This window comes from Pseudarthrobacter oxydans, from assembly GCF_034258515.1.
Lineage (GTDB): Bacteria > Actinomycetota > Actinomycetes > Actinomycetales > Micrococcaceae > Arthrobacter.
This window is the reverse complement of sequence record NZ_CP139438.1, coordinates 3,145,753-3,165,859: the sequence shown is the minus strand read 5'-3', so window position 1 is coordinate 3,165,859 and position 20,107 is coordinate 3,145,753. Positions and strand designations below refer to the sequence as shown.

Below are 20,107 nucleotides of genomic sequence, written 5' to 3'. Positions count from 1 at the left end.
ATATCAATGGACGAACTTGGCGTGGCTGTGGTAATTGAAGACGATGCCGACGTGCGCAACCTTTTAGAAGGAGTGTTGACGCAGGCAGGGTTTGAAGTGCATACAGCGGCAGACGGACGGGCCGGCGTGGAAGTGGTCCGCGACAAGCAGGCGAATGTGGTGACGCTGGATATCGGGCTTCCTGATATCGATGGTTTTGAAGTACTGCGGCGGATCCGACATTTCAGTAACGCCTATGTGGTGATGCTGACCGGTAGGACTGAGGAGCCGGACCTGCTCTCTGCACTCAATGCGGGTGCGGACGACTACATCGCCAAGCCTTTCCGGCCCAGGGAACTGCGGGCCCGCGTAGCAGCCATGATGCGCCGGCCGCGCCACGAAATCCAAGGGCAGAAGTCGGCCGGGTCCGCCTGGGGAGCACCTCCCGCCCCGGCCGCCGTCCCGCGGACCCACGACTCCGCCGTCCTGCACCACAATGGACTTACCTTGAACCACCGCACCCGTACGGTGGAGATCAAAGGTCAACCGCTGGGGCTCACCCGCAGCGAGTTCGACCTGCTCCATGTGCTGCTGCGTGGCGGCGGTGCGGTGTGTACCCGGGCTGACCTGGTCCGGGCCGTGCGCGGCGAGTTCTATGACCATGACACGTACATCAGCGAGGCGGACGAACGCGCCGTCGAAGTGCATGTGGGCAACCTGCGGCGCAAGCTCAAAGAGGACCAGGTGTCCCCGCGCTGGCTGCAGACGGTCCGCGGCGTGGGCTACCGGCTGGCGCCCAGCAGGCCCCCCGAGGGTTAGGTTGGGCTCAGTCGTTTTCCAGGATGTAGTTGGCCTGGAGCTCGGACACCGTTTGCCCGCCGTCCTCAGCCACCCGCACCATCAGCACCTGGCCCCGGCGGAAGTCACCCATGCGGATCACCGCTTCCAGCAGTTCGGCAAGTTTGGCCAGCCGGAGCCCGCCCACCATGGCTGACGTGATCTTCAGGCTGATCACGGCATCAAGGGCTGAGGCCCGGTCCTGGTTCGCAACGGCTGCCGCCAGCCGGGCGTAGCGCTCGTCCCACATGGCGGCGTAGTCGCGGGCGAAGCGCCGGGCCAGGCCGGAGCCGGCGAGCTCGTCTTCCAGCTCTTCGAGGACGGCTGCGTCAACGAGCGGCAAGAGCCCGGCCGCTTCCTGTGAGTGTGGGGTTCCTGCGGCCGATGCGACCCCGGACGGCAGGGAGCCCGCAGCGGCGGCCTCGCTGCTGAAGCCGGGATCTTGACTGTGCATTGTTCAAGGCTACTTCCTGTAATTCTTCCGTTGTCCTATTTCGGGTGATCCTGTGGAAACCTTGAGCGATTACTCAGCCAGCAAGCTACTGGCTACTGAAAGTGACTACGGTATTGATGACGGCCGGTCCAAGGATGGCGATGAAGAGGACCGGGAAAATGAAGAAGAGCAGTGGAAACAGGATCATCACAGGGAGTTTCATCGCCTTTTCTTCCGCACGCTGCCGCCGCTTTACGCGCATCACCTTCGCCTGGATCCGAAGTACCCGGCTGATGGCAATGCCGTAGGTGTCCGCCTGGACCACGGCCTGCACAAAACTACGCAGCTCGGGTATGCTGGTCCGTTCGGCGAGCGCCTGATATGACTCCCTGCGGCTGCGGCCCACCTGCATGTCCTGCAGGGTGCGGACCAGCTCCTCGGCCAGCGGCCCCTTGCCGTTTTCCCCTGCCCGGGCCATGGCGCCTTCAAAACCCAGGCCTGCCTCAACGGAGATCAGCATCTGGTCCAAGGTGTTGGCCAGTTCCAGCTGCATGGCCTTCTGCCGTTCCGTGCCCTTGCTATAGAGCAGCAGGTCGGGGATGAAGTACCCCAGGACGAGCAGGAACAGGCCCGCAAGCTTCATGATGGGCGTGCTGCCGACTGCGGCAAGGTAGAGGCCAAAGGCGGCACCGGCCAGCCCGAGGGCAATCTTGCCGGCTAGGACTTTCTCCAGTGGCATGGAAAGCGGCCGGCCTGCAAGTGATAGTAAGCGATCAAGTTTGCGGACGTAAGCCGGGGGAGTCAGCCGGTAGCCGACTCCCGCCAACAAAGCCGACGTCTTCTTCTCAGCGGCTTCGGGAACCATTCGTCCCCGGTTGAGAATGGCTGCAGTGGCCAAGCGGGCCTTGCGGTCTACGGACAGGATGGACCATGCCAGATAGCCGATAGGCATAGAGACCAGTAACAGGGAAAACAACACTGTCGGATTCATGATCACCCTCAGAACTTCAGATCGATGATTTTGCGCATCCACAGGCTGCCTATGGTCATCAGCACTGCCGATGCGCCGATCATGCCCCATCCCAATGGGTGGGTGAACATCGAGTTCATGTAGCCGGGGTTGACTGTCATCAGCATCAACACAATGCCGAAGGGCATCGCGATGAGGATGTAGGCGGAGAATTTGCCTTCTGCGGCGAGGGACTTAATGTGTCCTTTGATTTCGCTGCGTTCGCGGATGGTTTCGCCTACCTGGTCCAGCACCTCAGCCAAGTTTCCACCCACCTCGCGGTTGATCTGGATGGCCTGGGCAATCCAGATGAAGTCCTCGTTGCGCATGCGTTCCGATGTGTCAGTTAGAGAGGCCAACAGATCGCGTCCCAGGCTTGTCTCCGTAACAACGCGCCGCATTTCCTCAGACGTGGGGCTTAGCGACTCAGTGGCTGCGGCGTCGATCGCCCGGAGGATGCTGTGGCCGGCGCGCAGCCCGCCGGAAAGAAGTTGAAGGGTATCGCCAAGCTGACTGTCGAACTTCGCGCGCCGCCTGCCTGCCAGGAATCCGGGCACAAGGTGGCCTACAAAGGGCGCCAGGATAAACAGTAGGACGGAGACCGCAGGTACTCCGATCACCAGTCCCACCAATACGCCAACGATGGCACCGGCAATGACCAGCACCATATATTCGGTCTGGCTGAACCGGAGGCCGGCGTTTTCGAGTGTTTCGCGGCTGTAGAGCCGGACGTTGCGGGTTGCCAGGAACCGATCCAGGGCACCAACCGTAGCGTCGGCCAGTCGGGTAAGGTTCGACGGAGGATCTGCCTGAAAGGGCCGGCGCCTTTCGAGCGCGATGTCAGGGGTTCGCGGCAGCATCAGCGCCACGCCCACCATAACGGGGGCGAGGAACAGGAGGGTCGCTCCGAGGTAGATCAACATGCGGTCCTAAGCCTTTCCGGTTCCGGAAGGGTTCGCACCAGCCGGAGCAGCACCGCTTGGTGTCGCGAAGACAGCAGGCGAAACATGGATGCCAAGGTCCTCGAACCGGTCGATGAACCGGGGCCGAATGCCGGTGGCCACAGGCTTGCCGAGGAACCGACCGTGTTGGTCAACACCTGCAGAGTAATCAAAGACAAACGCATCCTGCAGGGTCACGATGTCCCCTTCCATGCCTTGGACCTCGGTCACGTGCGTGATCCGGCGGGACCCATCACGCAACCGGGAAATCTGGACAATCAGGTTCACCGCCGAGGCAATCTGTTCACGGATGGCCCGGAGCGGCAGATCCATGCCGGCCATCAGCACCAGGGTTTCGAGCCGGGCCACGGCGTCGCGGGGTGAGTTGGAGTGCACCGTTGATAGGGAACCGTCGTGGCCGGTGTTCATGGCCTGGAGCATGTCCAGGGATTCCCCGCCGCGGACCTCACCCACCACAATGCGGTCCGGCCGCATACGGAGCGAGTTGCGGAGCAGCTCACGGATGGTTACCTCGCCCTTGCCCTCCGTGTTCGGCGGGCGGCTCTCCAGCCGGACCACGTGCTCCTGCTGGATTTGGAGTTCCACGGCATCCTCGATGGTGACGATCCGCTCGTCCGAGGGCAGGAAGGAGGACAGCACATTAAGCAGCGTGGTTTTGCCGGTGCCCGTACCACCGGAGACGATGATATTCAGCTTTGCCTTGACGCAGGCGTTAAGCAGCTCGGCCATCTCCGGAGTCAAGGTTCCGAAATCAATCAGGTTCCGCACCGTCAGCGGGGTCTTGCTGAACTTACGGATAGTCAGCGAGGATCCGCCTACCGCCAGGGGCGGGATGACGGCATTGACACGGGAGCCGTCTTCGAGACGGGCATCCACCAAGGGAGAGGACTCGTCAATGCGGCGGCCCACTTTGGACACAATGCGCTCGATGACCTTCCGCAGGTGCTCCTCCGAGCTGAAACGCGAGTCTGCAAGGGTAAGGTGCCCTTTACGCTCCACGTAGATCTGGTCCATGCGGTTGACCATGATTTCGGTGACGGCCGGATCATCGAGCAATCGCTGCAGCGGGCCGTAGCCCAGAACGTCATCGGCCACGTCCTGGACCAGGCGTGTACGTTCCTCGGGGGAGAGCGGGACCTGTTCTGCGTCGATGATCCTCGTAAGCTCATCGCGGGCCGAAGACTTCAATTCTTGTTCCGTTATGGCGGAGTCATTGAACCGGGCGCCCATATGTTCAAATAAGGCTGTCGCGGCCCGTTGCTTAAGTGCTGCGAAGACGTCGACGGATTGCTGGAGTTTCGGCTTCGGCTCTTCAAAGAGTGCATTGGGTGCGACGACGGCGGCAGCCGGTGCCGCCGTCGTCCGCTTTTCTCGGGACTGTTCCAGCCACTGCACCCGCTGGGCGGGAACCTCGGGGCGCGGCGCGTCGAGCGTGGGAGCTGCGGCCTTGGCAGGGACGGGCTGGGCAGACGGCTGGGATTTCGCCTGTGCGGCGTTGATGCGCTCTGAAAGTTTCATCTAGACCACTACCCTTCGATGCAGTTTGCGCTGGGATTTTGCCCGCCACGCGGGGTTGAATCGCTCCACGAGATGGTTAAGGCCCTTGACGGCCGGGTCTTTTACCGGCTCCTGGAGCACCGGGATTCCCCGGTTTGTGGACAGGGCAACCGCACGGGATCGCGGGATGCTCACGTCAATGGGCGCCCCGATGGTTGATTCGAGGTCCTGGACGGTGAGGCCGGTCTTGGAGTCGGCCATGTTCAGCACCACATGGCGGGTATCGGGGCTGATGTCCAGCTGGCGCAGGATATCCAATCCGGAACGAAGGCCGCGCACGCTTGGGATATCCATGCCGCTGACCCAGACCACATCGGTGCACTTTTCCATGGCTGCCAGCCCAATCTCGGGCAGCCCCGGCGCGGTGTCCACCACCACGTACTGGAACTGCTGTGACAGTTGTTCGATGAGCCGGCTGATCTGGTCCGGCGTGATCTCGTCCGCGTCGACCGGTGTGGGGGGAGCGCAAAGGGCATAGATGCTGCTTGGATGCACCGTGAGGAAGGCCTTGAGGACCAGGGAATCCTGGCTGGCGGCCGGAGACACGGCGTCCGTCACTGTGTGCTCCGGGTCCAGGTAGAGCCCTGAAGCGACATCCCCGAACTGGAGGTCGAGGTCCACAATGACAACGCCCATGGGGGCGATCTTCCCCAGCCCGATGGCAATATTGGTGGCAATGGTGGTTTTGCCCACGCCGCCCTTGGGCGAGAAGACTCCGATCACCAGTCCCTTGTTGCTCTCGGCCGCCTGCTGGGGTGCGAGTGTACGGTGGCGGCTGGCGAAGGACTGGCTGGCACGCTCCAGCAGGACGCGCAGCTGGGCGGCGTCGGAATCGGGGGCGACGATGTCCTTGATGCCTGCCCGCATGGCATGCAGGAGGAAGTCGGGCTCGGGCTCGGCGGCCACAATCACGCCCAGCGCCGGGAAGCTGACGTTCAGGACGGTGGCGAACCGAAGCGCTTCGTCCAAGGGAACCTCAGGCCCCAAAATCAGGACCTCAGGCTGCTCCTGGTCCAGGCTCGCGAAAAGCTGGTGCGGGTCAGCGGGCAGCAGGCTGGTAAAGAACGTCTGCACTCCACCCTGAAGGCCACCTGCAACGGCTTGCCGTAATCGGGCGTCGAAGTCGGTGTCAGGGGTGATAAGGACGAAGCGGCTCACTTGTAGAGGTCCTGCCGGGTCATGACGCGCGGCCCGCTGTCCTGGGCGTCGACTGGTTCGCGGCTGAGCCAGAGGGAGGCGTATTCTGCAGCGAAAACAATTTTGTTCGAGTTCACATCGTTGACGGCCACCGTGACCATCAGCATGCCAGTAGGAAGGTTCACGTCCTGGGGGTCCGGCTGGGCAGGGTCGGTTGCGGCGGCGGAAGGCTTTGCCGCTGTTGCTTCAGGCGCCCGCTGGACTGCCGTCACCAGGGCTTTGTGGATCGAGAGCTGGACAGTTTCCTTGTCTGGCTTCGCCTCAAGGCCGCCGTTGGGCAGGGAGATGAAGATGCCGACAGTGTCGCCAGGAGCCAAGCGGCCGCCCACAACGCGCTGCGGCTCAAGCTGGAACGAGACTTCCTGGAGCCCTGCGGGTACAGGTACGGAGCCGGATGTCTTCAGTTCTTCGGGGGACACCAGACGCTCTGCTACGAGCTGCTCACCGGGGACAAGGTCCGCCGAAGTGACCTTTCCGGCCGATCCGTCGAGGGTGTTCAGGGCGGTCTTTGCGACGGCGGTGCCGGGCAACTGCTGAAGCGCCACGGAGGCTTTCAAAGTTTCGACCGACGATCCTGCGGGCACGGCTTTGTTAACCACAAGGACTCCCACGGGATCGAGGTTGGCGACTGCCCGCTGGTCGGCACCCTGGGCGTAGGTCACCACAATGACCGCGCCGACGATGGCAAGCAGTACCGCCACCACACCGGCTAACAAACGAGACTTCACTGACTGCTCCTGAATATCCTAAAAATCATGGTTTGCCGGCTAACGGAGTTCAACGACGGTTGCGCCATCGGAGTTGACGTCACCCAAGGTGTAACCCTTGGCGAGGGAAACATATTTGACGAACGTTCCGATGATGCCTCGGCAGGGCTCGCGGCACTCAAGCGCGGCCGGAACGTCGGGTGTTCGGTTGCGGAAAGTGTAGGGAAGTCCCGTGTTGCCGACCTTCCAGCCAGCCACCTTGAAAGCGGCGAAGGTGGTGAGTCCGTACACAGCGCCCGTGCCGGTTCCTGTGACGGAATTGAATATCGGCAGCAAGATGATGACGTCCTTGCCTGCATTGATGTCCGCCGCCCAGCCATTCAGGAGGGCTTCGCAATTGGAGGGCGGATCAACGCCAGTGGATCCGCCGGCGGTGCCGGTGCTCGCCTTGATGTCGATTAGCGCGCCGCACTGGCCGGGGTCCTGTTTTAGGCCTCCGAACCCGCCTTGCACCGCGGCGCCGGACGGTCCGTAGTTGCAGTCTTCGTTAGCGTTCTTTCCATGCAGCTGCAAGAGCTGCATCACTCCTGCCTTGTCGCGGACCTGGCAGATGGAGACGGTGATGGGAAAGACAGTCGGTCCCTTGACCGGACTGCCCCAAGCGACGGTTGAGGAGGCATTGATCTCGGCGGTGTTGAAGCCCAGGGCGCGAGCAAGGAAGAGGGACACCTGGTTTGGGGCGTGACCGGCTTCCTGGGATCCGACGGTGGCCGTCACGGTGCGGGTAGTCGTGTTGAGCACTATCGACTTGATATTGCTCAGTCCATCATTCGCGTTGCGGTTCGCGAGGCTCTTTGCCAGGGAGGAGGTGTTCGAGCAGTCGACGTCGCCGGCGTTCTTCGCGCACTTTTGGGCCACGGACAAGGCAGCTGCGTCTGCTCCATTCCGGAGTTGAGCGCGTTCTGAATACATCATGGCCACGTCCACGGCCATGGCGCCGAAGCCCAAAAGAACCACCAGCGTAATGGCGACGATCACGCTCACGGCGCCGCGTTCGCCGTCGTTATTCTTCGTCGTTGGTGCTAGCCGCCGCATAGCATGGCTCCCTTGCCGGTCAAGGTGAACGGTCCAGCTATTCCGGTCAGCGTGGATAGGGAATAGGTGATGGTAATGGTGGCCTGGGGGCTGGTCCCGGTGCTGACCGTTGAGGGGCATGGCGTCCCAAAGACTATGTCGGCGTCCTGCAACCCGGGCTTTAGAGAAACAGCTGTGGTCTTTGCTGCTGACTTGGCTGTCGTTTGGTTGCCGGTGATTGCCATCACCCGAACCCCTTCGCGGGCAGCAGCCGAGAGCGAGGCCTGAGCGTTGTACGCGCGGCTGAACTCCATGATGCCCAAGAGCAGCATGACCAGGACGGGGGCCACGATGGCGAACTCCACCGCAACTGCTCCGCGCTCGGATGCCTTGGACACGGGGCGCCTTTCACTCGGTCTTGCTTCGACACACGGAGTGGCGGCGGCTTGAATGCCACCGCCACTCTCACGTGTTTTGTTGGGGGTGCCTTAGGGGGTGCAGGTTCCACCCGCGGAGGTTGTGGTTGTCTGCGCGACGGCCGTCCACGTGCCGCCACCGACCTGGCACTTTACCTGCTCGAACATGGCGTTCAGCGACCCACCGAGGAGGCTAACGGCAACGATGATGACCACAGCGATGAGCGCGACCATGATGCCGTATTCGACGGCGGTGGCACCTTTTTCGTTGCTGCGAAGACGGACTGAGAGATTGGTGTAGAGAGAAAGCATTTGAGACTCCTGAGCGAGTGGGGAAGCTGGTCCTGCACCAGCTCTGAAACCAAGGTAGCAACGGACGCTAGCCCTGCGGCCGGATCTTGGAGCATCCTGCGCGAAGGCTTTACGCAGTGTATTTTTCTTGCGCTTATCCTTGGTTTTCGCTGCGCTAACGCTGGGTTTGGAATTGCCCGGGCACACAAACGGACCCCCTCGGTTCTGGGTGCCGAGGGGGTCCGGTCTATAGGGCGCCAAGGCGGCGCGGTACTTTCATCCGGTGAGCTAAGGGATGCCTAAGGCTGCGCTTAGAGACGCAGTAAGGCTTTGATAGTGAAGATTCAAGGCGTGACCGAAAGCCATGACTCCAAGGACCAGCGCCAGAGCCAGGAACGAAACCAAAATCCCGTATTCCGTGGCGGTGGCGCCACGTTGGTCCTCAAGAAGGGTCTTGAGCGCCCCTGGAAGCCGAACGGGGCTTCTGCTGATATGGCGATGCATGACTTCCCCTAGGAGAACACCGAGATGATTTGAAGCACGGCCGGCCCCAGCAGGACGATGAAGAGCGTAGGCAGGATGAAGAAGATGAGAGGAAAGAGCATCTTGACCGGCATCTTCATTGCGTGTTCTTCAGCGAGCTGCCGGCGCTTGATTCTCATGTCCTTCGCTTGCGCCTTGAGGACGCCCGCGATGGCAATGCCGTACGTGTCGGCCTGCACGACGGCCCGTACGAAAGTACGGACGGACGGAACATCGACTCGTTCCGAAAGCGCCAAATAAGCTTCCTTACGGGAGCGTCCCACCTGGATGTCCTGCAGGGTCCTGATCAGCTCGTCGGCCAATGGGCCCCGGCCGTTCTCGCCCGCCCGGCCCATGGCAGATTCAAAACCCAGCCCTGCCTGGACGGAGATCAGCATCTGATCCAAGGCGTTGGGGAGTTCAAGACGGATCTCCTCCCGCCGCTTTTGGGCCCGGTTTCGGATAAGAAGGTCGGGAACGAAGTAGGCCAGCGCAACCATGACCACAGCGATGGCGAACCTGCCGGCCGAGGGTGCGCCCAGGAAAACCAGGAGGCCAAGAAGCGCACCAGCGAAAGCGAGCAGTGGCTTCACCATGAGAATCCGGGTCAGCGGCCACTGCTTCGGCCGACCTGCACCAGCCAGCTGCTTGTCCAGCCAGGCTTCGTAGCTCTTGGGCGTAATGCGCTTTGACAGATCCGTGACCTGCTGGCTGATGTTGAGGGACTGCACGGCTTGACTTGGGCGGCCGCCAAGGTTGGCCTTGATTCGACGCAATCCTGCACGATCTCCCGTGAAGGACAGCCAGACCATGCCGGAGATAGGAACGATAATTGCCAAGATTGCTGCTAGAGCGATGGGTTGCATGTCGTGTCCCCTAGTACTTTGGCTTGATGATGCGGCTGAGCCAAAACCCGCCGAGAGAGAGGAGTGCGATCGCGGCGGCCAACATAACGAATCCAATGAAGGTCGTCGTGAACACCCGCGCGTAGGTCGGGTTGAACGTCACCAATCCGATGAACATCAGGATGGGCAAGGCCATGAGAACCAAGGCGGAGATTCGTCCTTCCGCGCTGAGAGCCCTTACCTGGCCTTTCACCTGGTTCCGGTCACGGATGGTGTCACCCACGTGGTCCAATACTTCCGCCAGGTCACCACCCACTTCGCGGTGAATTTCTATGGCTTGGGCAATCCAATAGAAGTCCTCGCTGGCCGTCCTGCGTGAAACATCTGCCATGGACTCGCCCAGGTCCCGGCCGATCCTGGTTTCGTTGACGATGCGGCTAAGCTCCTCGGCCATTGGACCATCGTTTTCCTGGGCGGCTGCATCGATGGCACGGAGCAGGCTGTGGCCTGCACGAAGACCTCCCGAGAACATTTGAAGCGTGTCAGGTACTTGGGAATCGAACGTCTTTCGACGCCGGGAAATAAGCAAGTTGAGGGCAACGTACAGGAGGACTGGGGCCATGATGAAGGCGAGGATGCTGATGCCGAGACCGCCGAGGAAGAAGCCAGCCACCGTTGCCGCAAGAGTGATGGCTCCCGCCATCAGGAGGTAGTCTCCCGGCTCTTTATTGAGGCCTGCCTGCTCAAGCTTTTCCCTGTTGAAGAGGCCGGTGGGTCGCTTCTTAAGGCTGCGGTTCAGGACCCCGACGGCCTGGTTGGTCAGGCGGGACAGGCTCGAAGAGTGCTGGGCAATGTCCGGACGTCTCCGCGAGAGGGGGACGGCGGAGCCTCTCCACACAACCGTGAATACCAAGGCCAGTGCAGCATAGACCAGGAACAGTCCGGCCATGAACATCGCGACAGGAGTGTCGACTGCCATTGTCATCGACCCCTGATCGGGTCGGCCCCAAAGATGTGGGGTGAAACGTGGATCCCGAGCTCAATAAACCGGTCAGTGAACCGTGGGCGAACGCCTGTAGGAATGGGCTTCCCGAGGAAGCGTCCGCTTGCATCTACCCCGGCCGAGTAGTCAAAGACGAAGGCATCCTGAAGGGTTACGATATCCCCCTCCATCCCTTGAACCTCGGTGATGTGAGTGACTCTCCGGGTTCCGTCGCGGAGCCTGGAAATGTGGACGATGAGGTTCACGGCGGAAGCTACTTGTTCCCTTACTGCTCGGAGCGGCAGATCCATGCCGGCCATCAGAACCAAAGTCTCCAGGCGGGCGATTGCGTCCCTGGGTGAGTTCGCGTGGACCGTTGAGAGGGAACCGTCGTGCCCGGTGTTCATGGCCTGCAACATATCGAGACATTCGCCGCCGCGGACTTCGCCTACAACGATTCGGTCAGGCCGCATGCGCAGCGAGTTCCTGACAAGGTCCCGGATGGCAACCTCGCCCTTGCCCTCGATGTTTGCGGGCCGGCTCTCCAACCTCACTACATGGTCCTGCTGCAGTTGGAGCTCTACCGCGTCCTCAATAGTAACGATCCTGTCCGAAGCCGGGATGAAGGACGACAGTGCGTTGAGCAAAGTGGTTTTGCCTGTACCCGTACCGCCGGAAACGATGATGTTCATTCGTGCCAGTACGCAGGCCTGGAGAAGTTCTGCCATCTCAGGGGACAGGCTGCCAAAACCAATCAGCTTCTGTACGGTGAGCGCATCACCTCCAAACTTTCGGATGGTCAGTGCCGGTCCGTTGACCGCCAGCGGCGGGATGATTGCGTTGACGCGGGAGCCGTCAGCCAAACGTGCGTCCACCAGGGGAGAGGACTCGTCAATACGGCGGCCAACCTTGGAGACGATACGTTCGATGACGCGACGCAATGCGTCGTCGGAAGCGAACTTGGTATCCGTGAGTGTCAGTTTGCCGGCGCGCTCCACGTAGACCTGGTCAAACCGGTTCACCATGACTTCGGTGACCGACGGATCATCCAGGAATCGCTGGATGGGCCCGTGGCCAAGGACGTCGTCGATGATTTCCCGAATCAACCGCTGCCGTTCAGCGGATGTGAGGGGGACCTGCTCCTCGTCGACGACGATTTTCAGCTCGTCTTTGACATATTGATGGAGCTCTGCCTCCTCAAGCGACGAGTCAGTGATGCGCGCGCCCAGGCGCTCGTAAAGCGCTTGGCTAGCACGTTCCTTCAGGGCGCTGAGAGCGCCGCTGGCCACGGCGGCTGTGGGTGCCAACTCAACGACCTCGGCTATTTCCGCTGATTTCGCCTCATGGATCCGCCCGAGAGTGGCCGGTTCAAGAGGGCCCATCGCTGGCACGAAGACGTTTTGCGGCTCGACTTCCGCTACTGGCGCGGTTGACTCAGTACCGCGTACCTTTTCAAGCCTGCGTGAGAGGTTCACTGGACAACCGCCCTTCTATGCAACTTCTTGTGTGGTCTTTCTTCCCAATTGGGCTTGAAACGCTCTACCAGCTGCCGGAGCCCCCTTGTTGCGGGGTCCCTGGTGCCGTCCTGGAGCAGCGGTATGCCTTTGTTGGTTGAGAACGGCAAGGTCCTTGAACGGGGGAGTACGACATCCACCGGCGCACCGATAGTTGCTTCGACGTCCTGAAGGGTCAGTCCGCTTCTGCGGTCAGCCATGTTGAGCACCACGTGCCGCCGTTCCGGCAGAAGGTTCAACTCCGCAAGAATCTGGTTGCCGGTGCGAAGGCCGCGGATGCTTGGAACGTCCATTCCGCAGATCCATACGGCGTCGGAGGCCATGTCAAGCGTGGCCAGAACGTGCTCGCCGAGCCCAGGTGCAGTGTCAACCACAACGTACTGGAATTCCTGGCGGAGCTGTGAGAGGAGATGACTGACGTTTTCTCCACTAATCCTGTCCATTTCGACGGGGTTTTTTGGCGCGCACAGTGCATAGATTCCGCCTGGATGAACTGTCAGGTATGTCTTGAGAACCATGGAATCCTGGCTGGCCGCGCCCACAACAGCATCCGTGATGGTGTGCTCAGGTTCCAGCATCAGCCCGCTCGCAACGTCGCCAAACTGGAGGTCGAGGTCGACGATGACCACACCCATTGGTGCAATCTTCCCCAGCCCTATGGCGATGTTCGTTGCAACGGTTGTCTTGCCGACGCCGCCCTTCGGTGAGATGACAGCGATGATGCGTCCGCCGGCGGCATGCTCGTGGTGCTCGGAGCTGCTTGGCGCCAAACCGCGCCGGCGACCTGCTGATGCCAGGCTGGCACGTTCCACAATGATCCGTATATGGTCCACGTCCGCTGCTGGATCCAAAAGATCGCGGATTCCGGCGCGCATCGCTTGGATTGCCACGTCCGAGGACTCACCGGCCACCAGGATCATGCTGATCTCCGGATACTGCAGGTCCATGACGGCGGCGAACTTCAGAGCGTCGTCCGCAGGAAGGCCCGGACCGAGGACGAATACCTCGGGTGGTTCCCCCAGCAGCTGCCTGAGGACCTCTTCAGGGCCCTGCGGGAGGTAATCGGCTTGGAAGTACTGGAGGGAGCCGGGCATGCCGACTGTTGCCATACGAACCCGGCGTTCAAAATCCGTATTGGGTGTGATCAGTACGAAGCGGCTCATCGGAATACCTTCGTCTTATCCACAACACCGTTGTTGCCCTCGGTGGCTTCGCTGGGTTCCTTGGAGAGGTAGATCCTTCCGAATTCGGCAGCGTATACGAGCCGTTCGGCTTCTACGGAGTTGCGGGCAACCGTGATGAGGTAGGTGCCGTCGCTCTGGTTTTCTCCGGAACTCAGCTTGCCGTCAGACTGCCCTTCCTTCGCTGCGTCCGGCTGGGCGGGGCTGCCGTTGCTGAACTGGGTGGCGGTTACGAGGACCTTGTGGAATGTCAGCTGCGTGCCGGCGGACTGAGTGGCGTTCGCGCCTTCTCCGGTTGAGTCCGTCAGGGAGACGAAGATGCCCACGGTGTCACCGGCGGTTATTTTTCCGCCCACAACACGTTCAATAGGAAGTTTGAGCGAGATCTCCTGCATGCCATCGGGGACCGCAACCCTGGAAGGACCAAGGAACGAGTTGGCTTCGACCAGACGGCTGGCGAGCAACTGTTCACCAGGAACGAGCGACACCGCGGTGACTTTGGCTCCTTCATCAGCAAGGTCAGTGACTGTGTCACTCGTCAGCGCGGACTTTGGCAGCGGCTTTTTTACCACCAGCCCGCCTATTTCGCTGACCGGTGTTCCCGCTGGAATGGGTGCCTGGACCACAAGTACCTCGGTGGTTTCGGTTCCTGCCATTGCGCGCGCGTCGGCACTTTGTACATAGGTGATCAGAAGGACTGTGCCGGCTATCGCAATAACCAACGCGGCGATGCCTCCCAGTAGGCGTGCTTTCACTTTCTTCCCCTTTGATGATGCTTACTTGATCAGCCCCAGGACAACGACGTTGCCCGTGGGTGTGGTTGTTCCTCCGGTGAAGAGGTTGGGATCTGCGGAGTAACCGACGAAGGTGCCGTAAAGGCCTTTCTCGCTTCCGCTGAACACTGGGGTCGGGTCATATTTGGCCTGACCGGACAAGTTCCAGGCCTGGATTTTGAAGCCGGCCCATTTTTCGATGAAGTACTGGACGGAACTGCCGTTGCAGGTGCCGAACTGCGCAGCGGGCATTCCATCGCAGGTGTATTTGTAGACGGGCAGTGCCACTGTGGACCCCGCCAGCGAAGGGTTCAGAGAGGGGTTGAAGAGGTCAATGCATCCATTAGGGACTGCGGCTCCTGCGCTTGTTTTGCTCCATTGGCCGATTTCCGCTGTGACATTGCATCCTGTCGAGCCATCGGGATTAAGCCATGCGAAACCACCAGGAATGATCTGGTTCGACGGGTTGAGGCCATTGCAGTCCTGCGCCCCGCCCTGGATCAGAATTTTGTGAGGAAGCCCGTCATCCTTGAACTCGCAGGGGGCAAATGTCAGGGGGAGGACCGTGATTCCCTTAGTTGGGTACAACCATTTAGCCGTGGCCGTTGCTCCTACCGTGGCTGCCGGGGCGTTTAAGGCGCTGGCAAACATCTTGGTGAGGAAGCCTGCGTTCGTGGTCCCGTCCTTCGTGGATGTGGTGACAGTCACCTCCCCTGGGACAGAAAGGTCCACGCTCTGAACCGTGGACTTGTTGTCGTTGGAGTTGCTGTCGGCAAGGGCCTCGGCCACCGCATTTGCGTCCGCTTGCGTGCAGCCCCCGGCTTCGGAACAGATGTCCACACCAGCAAGGGCGCCGGCATCCGCTGCGTTTTGCAGTTGGGCGCGTTCGGCGTAAATCTGCCCCGTATCGACGGCCAAGGCGCCGGCGCCGATGAGGACGATCATCATGACCGCCACCATGACCCCGGCAGCTCCCCTCTCGTGATCCTTGTGGTCCTTGACTATCCGTTGCATCTCATCGCTCCTACGCCGGTAAGCGTTACTGAGCTGCCAAAAAGCCCCGTTAGCGTTGCAGCCGGGTAAGTGATGGTCACCTTGGCTGTAGCGTTGGGCGCGCAGGATGCGGGGCTGAACGAATACGCGAACGCTGCCGAGTTGACTCCGGGGGCACCAGCGACCGCCGCTGCTTTGGCGTCCGTTTGACTGTTCTTAACCGCCATCCCACGGGCAGCTTCACGCGCAGCCTGGGTGACAGATATTTGGGCGTTGTAGGCGTTGGCAAACTCCACGATGCCGACAACGAGCGCCAGCAACACGGGAGCGACTAAAGCAAACTCCACCGCGATGGCGCCACGGCTCTTGTTTTCCGTGTCTTTCACGAAGATCTTCTTCAACGGATCCCCCGAGGATGGTTGGATTTTTGAATGTGCCGCGCGGTTCGACGCGCGGCACATTCAAGAGGGTTTCGACTACCAGGTGCCGACGGTGGAGCCCAGGCTGGAGAACCAGTTGTTCAAGGCCGTTCCGAAGGCGGTGACGCCGATGATGATGAGGAGCGCGATAAACGCAACGAGCAGCGAATACTCTGTTGCGGTAGCGCCCTTTTCCGAAGAGATCCGCTCCTTGACGCCAGCTACGAAGGCAAGCACGGAGACCATGAGTGAAGTCATTTCAGGTCCTTACCAGGTGCCGACGCGGGAGCCGAGGGTGGAGAACCAGTTGTTCAGCGCGGTTCCGAAGGCGGTGACGCCAATGATGATGAGGAGGGCGATAAAGGCGACGAGGAGGGAGTACTCTGTCGCGGTGGCGCCCTTCTCAGAAGAGAAACGATCCTTGACGCCGGCAACGAATGCCATCATCGAGACCATAAGTGAAGTCATTGTAATTTCCTTTAATTCGGTGAAATAGGGTGTATTTGATTTCAACGAATTTCCAGCTGCCCCCATAATTCTTTAGCGGCTGGACTTCGCTAAGAAAAGATTGTCAGTGAGGGGGAAGGGCAACAATGCGTAGTTGTACTCGAATTTTTTTCCAGGCCGGATGTGGCCGTACTCAGATGGAGGTCGCTGTACTCAGAAGCCGGCCGTTTGCCGACGTCGACTACTTGGGGGACCCCGTGCCTCGGCGGAGTGGGACGGGCAATGAAGCCCGAATCTAACTAGATGACGAAAAGTGCGACGACGGTGGTCGCGAGCAGCATGGATGGACCGTGCGCCACTTCTGCCCCGGTAATCCGGCGGTTTCTGCCGGCGGCCAGCGCCGAGACCAGTCCGTTGATAATGAAGCCCAGGAGCCCCCCGTAGAGAAGCTGGGTCCAGCCTAGGTACCCGAGGTAGAGGCCTATGGGGGCAGCGAGCTTAACGTCGCCCATCCCGATGCCCGCGGGTGAAATCAGCGCCAGAATCAGGTACGCGAAGAACAAAATCAAGCCGCCAGCAAGTGCTCGCCCGAGTGCACCAGCTTGATTATCGAATAGGGCCGGCAGCATTAACAGGAGGAGGCCGCCAATAAGAAGCGTTAAGACAAGTGGGTTGGGCAGCAGGTGCCGGGCTACGTCAATTCGCCCCAGCTGCGTACCCATAACCGCCAAGAATAGAAAAGCGGGCAGGCTTAAGGTAATTCCCAAGCGAAGGGAAAAGGCCGCGCACGCTGCGAAGGTAATTGCCGCCGTCGTAATTTGGACAGGGATGCTGGGGCGGATTCCTGCCCTGGGCAGGAAGCGGGCGATGGCAACCTCCGCGGCAGGGGAGAGGATGCCGCCAAGCACGCCGGCTCCGACGACGAAAAGCCACACAGCGGACCCATCGTTGACCCAAGAATGCACTGTGTCCCCCTGCGAACATCGATCCGGCTCGGCACGCACCAGCGTCCGGCTACCCCATTTTGACCCTGAACCCCTTAACGCGCTAATCTTGGTAGTCGTTGTGCGTGTCCTATTCCGATGGTGCGTGCCCGCTTGAGAATCCGGTTGCAGGATGACTACTCAACGTGCACATTCGGAAGCAAAGGATGACTGGTTACATAGAGCCCTCACCTCTGTTCCGGTAGCGCGCAGATAGTAGGTGCACGAGCTAGTGACACCTAAACAAGAACGCCAGAACAAGAACGAGGCAAACACCGTGCGTACGTACACCCCGAAGCCCGGCGATATCAACCGCCAGTGGCACGTCATTGACGCCACAGACGTTGTCCTTGGTCGTCTCGCGAGCCAGACCGCAATCCTGCTGCGCGGCAAGCACAAGGCCACCTTTGCGTCCCACATGGACATGGGCGACTTCGTCATCATCATCAACGCTGAGAAGGTCGCCCTGACCGGCGCCAAGCTGGAGCAGAAGCGCGCATACCGCCACTCCGGCTACCCGGGCGGCCTGACCTCCGTCAACTACGCGGAACTCCTGGAGTCCAACCCGGTCCGCGCCGTGGAGAAGGCCATCAAGGGCATGCTCCCCAAGAACTCCCTCGCTGCCCAGCAGCTCGGCAAGCTGAAGGTGTACCGCGGTGCTGAGCACCCGCACGCCGCCCAGCAGCCCAAGACTTTCGAAATCACCCAGGTCGCCCAGTAGTCCTGGCCACCAAACAACTTATCTATACAAGGAGAATCGTGGCTCAGAACGAAGAGACCACCGAAGCCGTTGAGGCTGAGGAAACCCTGACCAGCTACACCTCTGAAAGCTCAGCAGCCGACGCTGCTGCGCCGAAGAAGGAGCGCCCGGCACTGACCGTCGCCGGCGCAGCTGTTGGCCGCCGCAAGGAAGCTGTTGCACGCGTTCGCGTTGTCCCCGGCTCCGGCAAGTGGACCATCAACGGCCGTGCGCTGGACAACTACTTCCCGAACAAGCTGCACCAGCAGGACGTCAACGAGCCCTTCAAGATCCTTGATCTCGAAGGCGCCTACGACGTCATCGCCCGCATCCACGGCGGCGGCATCTCCGGCCAGGCCGGCGCCCTGCGCCTCGGCATCGCCCGTTCCCTGAACGAGATCGACGTCGAGAACAACCGCGCCACCCTGAAGAAGGCCGGTTACCTCTCCCGTGACGCCCGCGTCATCGAGCGTAAGAAGGCCGGTCTCAAGAAGGCCCGCAAGGCCCAGCAGTACTCCAAGCGCTAAATCCGCCTGCACAGAAGCCCGTCCCGCCTTTGGCGGGGCGGGCTTCTTCGTGCAATTGGACGGCAGGTGGGATGGTAGGCGCCGACAGGCTAGTCCCGGGTCAGGCGATAAACCGTGAATCCTTCTATTACTTCTGGGTCAAATGCGCCCTGCACCCACTCATGGATGGCCAATAGTTCTGCACTGTTGCCTGGGACCTTGAGCTGCTCAGGTTGAACTACCAAGTAGCAGAGCCGACCTCCAGCTACCCAATCTTGGAATTGTTCCAAGGTAGGACTTGGGTCGGTAGCGGCGAACCCACCCAACGGCATGATCGGACGGTTTGTCTCGAGTTGGAAGCGGGCTGCAGTTTGGCCCGGATAGGTCGCCGCAGCCCACGTACATGAAGAATTGGAGCTTTCAAGCACGGGTTTAAGGGACGACCCGGGCGCATTTCCGATGGCGAGTCCTGTTGCCCATGCCGGATCCAATGACTTGGCCCCTGCCATAAACCGACTCAGCGTATTTGGGTTGGAGGAGATGCCCCCGGACAACGGATTTGAGCCAGTTTGGGGAGAACCCACTGTGATCACGGAGCAAAATATGGGCCCGACCATAAGGGTGCATAACACCAACCATGAGGCCGCAGGGATGACCCATTTTGCCGGCGGCGGGATCAGCACCAGGACACTCGCAGATAGGCCAATATAGAGCAATAGTTGGCCAATCCACTGCGGATAGGCATCGCTTATTTGCCACATGGCATGGGAGAAGACGGCGCTGATCAGCATGCCTAAGAAAACAAAAAGACGGCTCCATAGCGTTCTCCCGCTCCCAAGCACGAGTTCCATGCCCAAGCCAAGGCATAGTGCCAAAGGCGCGGCCAGGGACGCGGTGTAGTAGGAGTGAAAACTGCTTCCCATAAAGCTGAGTACCAAGTAGGTGAGCAAAAGCCAGGATGCTGCGGCTACAGCAAATACTGATTTTTCCCTCGTGTATTTCTTTTTCACAACGCAAGTGAGAACTGCCAAACTTGACAGCAGCGCCGGTAGCAAAAGCCAGCCAATCTCCTGCCCATAGTTTCCGTTGAAGAGCCGGAAGAATCCGGAGTCTGTCTCTACTGTTCTCATGCTTTCCGGCAGGAGAGCTGACCATGGATCATTTTCGCGTTTTAGAACACGATCGACGCCGTTATAGCCCAACGTCAGTTCGACCATGCTGTTGCTCGAGGAACCGCCTATGTAGGGGCGGCGTCTTGGATCAACTATGTCCACTATCAGTGGCCACGCAAGCGACCCGGAGATGAGCATTAGTCCTGCGGCGACAAGCGACAAGAGGCGCGCACGCCAAATCACAATCGAAAAGACACAGAAGACCAGGACGATCGAGGGAAGCACCAGGAAAGCTTGCAGTTGTTTCGCCATGAACCCGAGGGAGAGAAATCCTGCACTGAGATATAAGTGGCGGCCCTGGCATGATTCGGTCGCTTTGATGCCCGCATGGAGTGCGCAGAGCATCAGAAGAACCATAAGAGGGTCAGGATTGTTGTAGCGGGCGAGCAGCAAGGTGATGGGTGTCGCGGCAAAGACAGCAGTCGAGAGTAGGGCGACTGTCGCAGGGAGGTGACGGCGCGTCATTGTGTAAAGGAGCGCGGCACTGCCAAGCGTCAGTGCCGCTTGTGGGAGCAGCATAGCCCAGGTATTCAGCCCGAAAAGGCGGACAGAGAGTCCCATGATCCAAA

At 60.4% G+C, this 20,107-nt stretch carries 25 protein-coding genes; 4 read left to right on the top strand and 21 right to left on the bottom strand.

Features of this window, described 5'->3' with window-relative positions:
• Window positions 1-6 precede the first annotated feature (6 nt).
• Window positions 7-798, top strand: coding sequence for a response regulator transcription factor (locus SMD14_RS14355; RefSeq protein ID WP_157241613.1), 792 nt, complete (start codon window positions 7-9; stop codon window positions 796-798).
• Window positions 799-805: 7 nt separating this feature from the next.
• Here SMD14_RS14355 and SMD14_RS14350 read toward each other — a convergent pair whose 3' ends face one another.
• The 10 genes from SMD14_RS14350 to SMD14_RS14305 form a co-directional block, all read right to left on the bottom strand.
• Window positions 806-1,270: an Hpt domain-containing protein gene (locus SMD14_RS14350; protein ID WP_321214071.1), complete on the bottom strand. Its 465-nt coding sequence runs from the start codon at window positions 1,268-1,270 to the stop codon at window positions 806-808.
• 85 nt (window positions 1,271-1,355) lie between these two features.
• The gene (locus SMD14_RS14345) at window positions 1,356-2,240 is read right to left on the bottom strand and encodes a type II secretion system F family protein (protein ID WP_321214070.1); all 885 of its coding nucleotides are present in this window, start codon (window positions 2,238-2,240) and stop codon (window positions 1,356-1,358) included.
• 8 nt (window positions 2,241-2,248) lie between these two features.
• Entirely contained in the window at window positions 2,249-3,181 is a 933-nt protein-coding gene (locus tag SMD14_RS14340; RefSeq protein ID WP_321214069.1) for a type II secretion system F family protein, read from the bottom strand.
• 6 nt (window positions 3,182-3,187) lie between these two features.
• Window positions 3,188-4,738, bottom strand: coding sequence for a CpaF family protein (locus SMD14_RS14335; protein ID WP_321214068.1), 1,551 nt, complete (start codon window positions 4,736-4,738; stop codon window positions 3,188-3,190).
• Entirely contained in the window at window positions 4,739-5,935 is a 1,197-nt protein-coding gene (locus SMD14_RS14330) for an AAA family ATPase (protein WP_321214067.1), read from the bottom strand.
• Complete coding sequence (locus SMD14_RS14325; protein ID WP_321214066.1) at window positions 5,932-6,702, bottom strand: RcpC/CpaB family pilus assembly protein; 771 nt, start codon at window positions 6,700-6,702, stop codon at window positions 5,932-5,934. Before SMD14_RS14325 ends, SMD14_RS14330 begins: the two co-directional genes overlap by 4 nt.
• 39 nt (window positions 6,703-6,741) lie before the next feature.
• Window positions 6,742-7,776 carry a Tad domain-containing protein gene (locus tag SMD14_RS14320; RefSeq protein ID WP_321214065.1) on the bottom strand — a complete coding sequence of 345 codons (1,035 nt, stop codon included), beginning with the start codon at window positions 7,774-7,776 and terminating at the stop codon, window positions 6,742-6,744.
• On the bottom strand, window positions 7,764-8,153 hold the full coding sequence (locus SMD14_RS14315) for a TadE/TadG family type IV pilus assembly protein (protein WP_321214064.1): 390 nt from the start codon (window positions 8,151-8,153) through the stop codon (window positions 7,764-7,766). Before SMD14_RS14315 ends, SMD14_RS14320 begins: the two co-directional genes overlap by 13 nt.
• 90 nt (window positions 8,154-8,243) lie before the next feature.
• The gene (locus SMD14_RS14310) at window positions 8,244-8,483 is read right to left on the bottom strand and encodes a Flp family type IVb pilin (RefSeq protein ID WP_321214063.1); all 240 of its coding nucleotides are present in this window, start codon (window positions 8,481-8,483) and stop codon (window positions 8,244-8,246) included.
• A gap of 267 nt (window positions 8,484-8,750) precedes the next feature.
• Window positions 8,751-8,867 (bottom strand): hypothetical protein, encoded by a 117-nt coding sequence (locus SMD14_RS14305; RefSeq protein ID WP_321216280.1) that lies wholly within the window; start codon window positions 8,865-8,867, stop codon window positions 8,751-8,753.
• On the opposite strand from SMD14_RS14305, the gene SMD14_RS14300 reads away from it, so the two are divergent.
• Window positions 8,814-8,978 (top strand): hypothetical protein, encoded by a 165-nt coding sequence (locus SMD14_RS14300; protein WP_321216337.1) that lies wholly within the window; start codon window positions 8,814-8,816, stop codon window positions 8,976-8,978. The genes SMD14_RS14305 and SMD14_RS14300 overlap by 54 nt on opposite strands.
• Here the strand turns inward: SMD14_RS14300 and SMD14_RS14295 are convergent.
• From SMD14_RS14295 to SMD14_RS14250, 10 genes are all read right to left on the bottom strand, one after another.
• Entirely contained in the window at window positions 8,975-9,850 is an 876-nt protein-coding gene (locus tag SMD14_RS14295) for a type II secretion system F family protein (protein ID WP_321214062.1), read from the bottom strand. The two genes, SMD14_RS14300 and SMD14_RS14295, sit on opposite strands and share 4 nt — an antisense overlap.
• 10 nt (window positions 9,851-9,860) lie before the next feature.
• On the bottom strand, window positions 9,861-10,808 hold the full coding sequence (locus SMD14_RS14290; RefSeq protein ID WP_321216279.1) for a type II secretion system F family protein: 948 nt from the start codon (window positions 10,806-10,808) through the stop codon (window positions 9,861-9,863).
• A 2-nt stretch (window positions 10,809-10,810) separates the two neighbouring features.
• Window positions 10,811-12,286, bottom strand: a complete 1,476-nt coding sequence (locus SMD14_RS14285; protein WP_321214061.1) for a CpaF family protein — start codon at window positions 12,284-12,286, stop codon at window positions 10,811-10,813.
• Window positions 12,283-13,488, bottom strand: a complete 1,206-nt coding sequence (locus SMD14_RS14280; RefSeq protein WP_321214060.1) for an AAA family ATPase — start codon at window positions 13,486-13,488, stop codon at window positions 12,283-12,285. Before SMD14_RS14280 ends, SMD14_RS14285 begins: the two co-directional genes overlap by 4 nt.
• On the bottom strand, window positions 13,485-14,261 hold the full coding sequence (locus SMD14_RS14275; protein WP_321214059.1) for an RcpC/CpaB family pilus assembly protein: 777 nt from the start codon (window positions 14,259-14,261) through the stop codon (window positions 13,485-13,487). The genes SMD14_RS14280 and SMD14_RS14275 overlap by 4 nt, the downstream gene beginning before the upstream one ends.
• 21 nt (window positions 14,262-14,282) lie before the next feature.
• Entirely contained in the window at window positions 14,283-15,227 is a 945-nt protein-coding gene (locus tag SMD14_RS14270; protein WP_321214058.1) for a pilus assembly protein TadG-related protein, read from the bottom strand.
• A 53-nt stretch (window positions 15,228-15,280) separates the two neighbouring features.
• Window positions 15,281-15,673, bottom strand: coding sequence for a TadE/TadG family type IV pilus assembly protein (locus tag SMD14_RS14265; protein ID WP_321214057.1), 393 nt, complete (start codon window positions 15,671-15,673; stop codon window positions 15,281-15,283).
• A gap of 75 nt (window positions 15,674-15,748) precedes the next feature.
• Window positions 15,749-15,949 (bottom strand): Flp family type IVb pilin, encoded by a 201-nt coding sequence (locus SMD14_RS14260; protein WP_321214056.1) that lies wholly within the window; start codon window positions 15,947-15,949, stop codon window positions 15,749-15,751.
• Window positions 15,950-15,958: 9 nt separating this feature from the next.
• Window positions 15,959-16,159: a Flp family type IVb pilin gene (locus tag SMD14_RS14255; protein WP_321214055.1), complete on the bottom strand. Its 201-nt coding sequence runs from the start codon at window positions 16,157-16,159 to the stop codon at window positions 15,959-15,961.
• Between the two features lie 278 nt (window positions 16,160-16,437).
• Window positions 16,438-17,073 carry a prepilin peptidase gene (locus tag SMD14_RS14250; protein ID WP_321214054.1) on the bottom strand — a complete coding sequence of 212 codons (636 nt, stop codon included), beginning with the start codon at window positions 17,071-17,073 and terminating at the stop codon, window positions 16,438-16,440.
• A gap of 325 nt (window positions 17,074-17,398) precedes the next feature.
• Here SMD14_RS14250 and rplM point away from each other — a divergent pair, with 325 nt between their 5' ends.
• Together rplM and rpsI are read left to right on the top strand one after the other, a co-directional pair.
• On the top strand, window positions 17,399-17,842 hold the full coding sequence (rplM, locus tag SMD14_RS14245; RefSeq protein WP_015937805.1) for a 50S ribosomal protein L13: 444 nt from the start codon (window positions 17,399-17,401) through the stop codon (window positions 17,840-17,842).
• 38 nt (window positions 17,843-17,880) lie between these two features.
• On the top strand, window positions 17,881-18,387 hold the full coding sequence (gene rpsI, locus SMD14_RS14240; protein ID WP_050684362.1) for a 30S ribosomal protein S9: 507 nt from the start codon (window positions 17,881-17,883) through the stop codon (window positions 18,385-18,387).
• Between the two features lie 89 nt (window positions 18,388-18,476).
• On the opposite strand, the gene SMD14_RS14235 is transcribed toward rpsI, so the two are convergent.
• Window positions 18,477-20,099: a glycosyltransferase family 39 protein gene (locus SMD14_RS14235; RefSeq protein WP_321214053.1), complete on the bottom strand. Its 1,623-nt coding sequence runs from the start codon at window positions 20,097-20,099 to the stop codon at window positions 18,477-18,479.
• Window positions 20,100-20,107: the final 8 nt, after the last annotated feature.

Coding starts and splice junctions, on each gene's coding strand:
- SMD14_RS14345 (WP_321214070.1), bottom strand. CDS start 2,240: ATGAATCCGACAGTGTTGTTTTCCCTGTTACTGGTCTCTATGCCTATC.
- SMD14_RS14235 (WP_321214053.1), bottom strand. CDS start 20,099: ATGGGACTCTCTGTCCGCCTTTTCGGGCTGAATACCTGGGCTATGCTG.
- SMD14_RS14320 (WP_321214065.1), bottom strand. CDS start 7,776: ATGCGGCGGCTAGCACCAACGACGAAGAATAACGACGGCGAACGCGGC.
- SMD14_RS14280 (WP_321214060.1), bottom strand. CDS start 13,488: ATGAGCCGCTTCGTACTGATCACACCCAATACGGATTTTGAACGCCGG.
- SMD14_RS14290 (WP_321216279.1), bottom strand. CDS start 10,808: ATGGCAGTCGACACTCCTGTCGCGATGTTCATGGCCGGACTGTTCCTG.
- SMD14_RS14350 (WP_321214071.1), bottom strand. CDS start 1,270: ATGCACAGTCAAGATCCCGGCTTCAGCAGCGAGGCCGCCGCTGCGGGC.
- SMD14_RS14355 (WP_157241613.1), top strand. CDS start 7: ATGGACGAACTTGGCGTGGCTGTGGTAATTGAAGACGATGCCGACGTG.
- SMD14_RS14295 (WP_321214062.1), bottom strand. CDS start 9,850: ATGCAACCCATCGCTCTAGCAGCAATCTTGGCAATTATCGTTCCTATC.
- SMD14_RS14335 (WP_321214068.1), bottom strand. CDS start 4,738: ATGAAACTTTCAGAGCGCATCAACGCCGCACAGGCGAAATCCCAGCCG.
- SMD14_RS14310 (WP_321214063.1), bottom strand. CDS start 8,483: ATGCTTTCTCTCTACACCAATCTCTCAGTCCGTCTTCGCAGCAACGAA.
- SMD14_RS14255 (WP_321214055.1), bottom strand. CDS start 16,159: ATGACTTCACTTATGGTCTCGATGATGGCATTCGTTGCCGGCGTCAAG.
- SMD14_RS14260 (WP_321214056.1), bottom strand. CDS start 15,949: ATGACTTCACTCATGGTCTCCGTGCTTGCCTTCGTAGCTGGCGTCAAG.
- SMD14_RS14340 (WP_321214069.1), bottom strand. CDS start 3,181: ATGTTGATCTACCTCGGAGCGACCCTCCTGTTCCTCGCCCCCGTTATG.
- SMD14_RS14270 (WP_321214058.1), bottom strand. CDS start 15,227: ATGATGATCGTCCTCATCGGCGCCGGCGCCTTGGCCGTCGATACGGGG.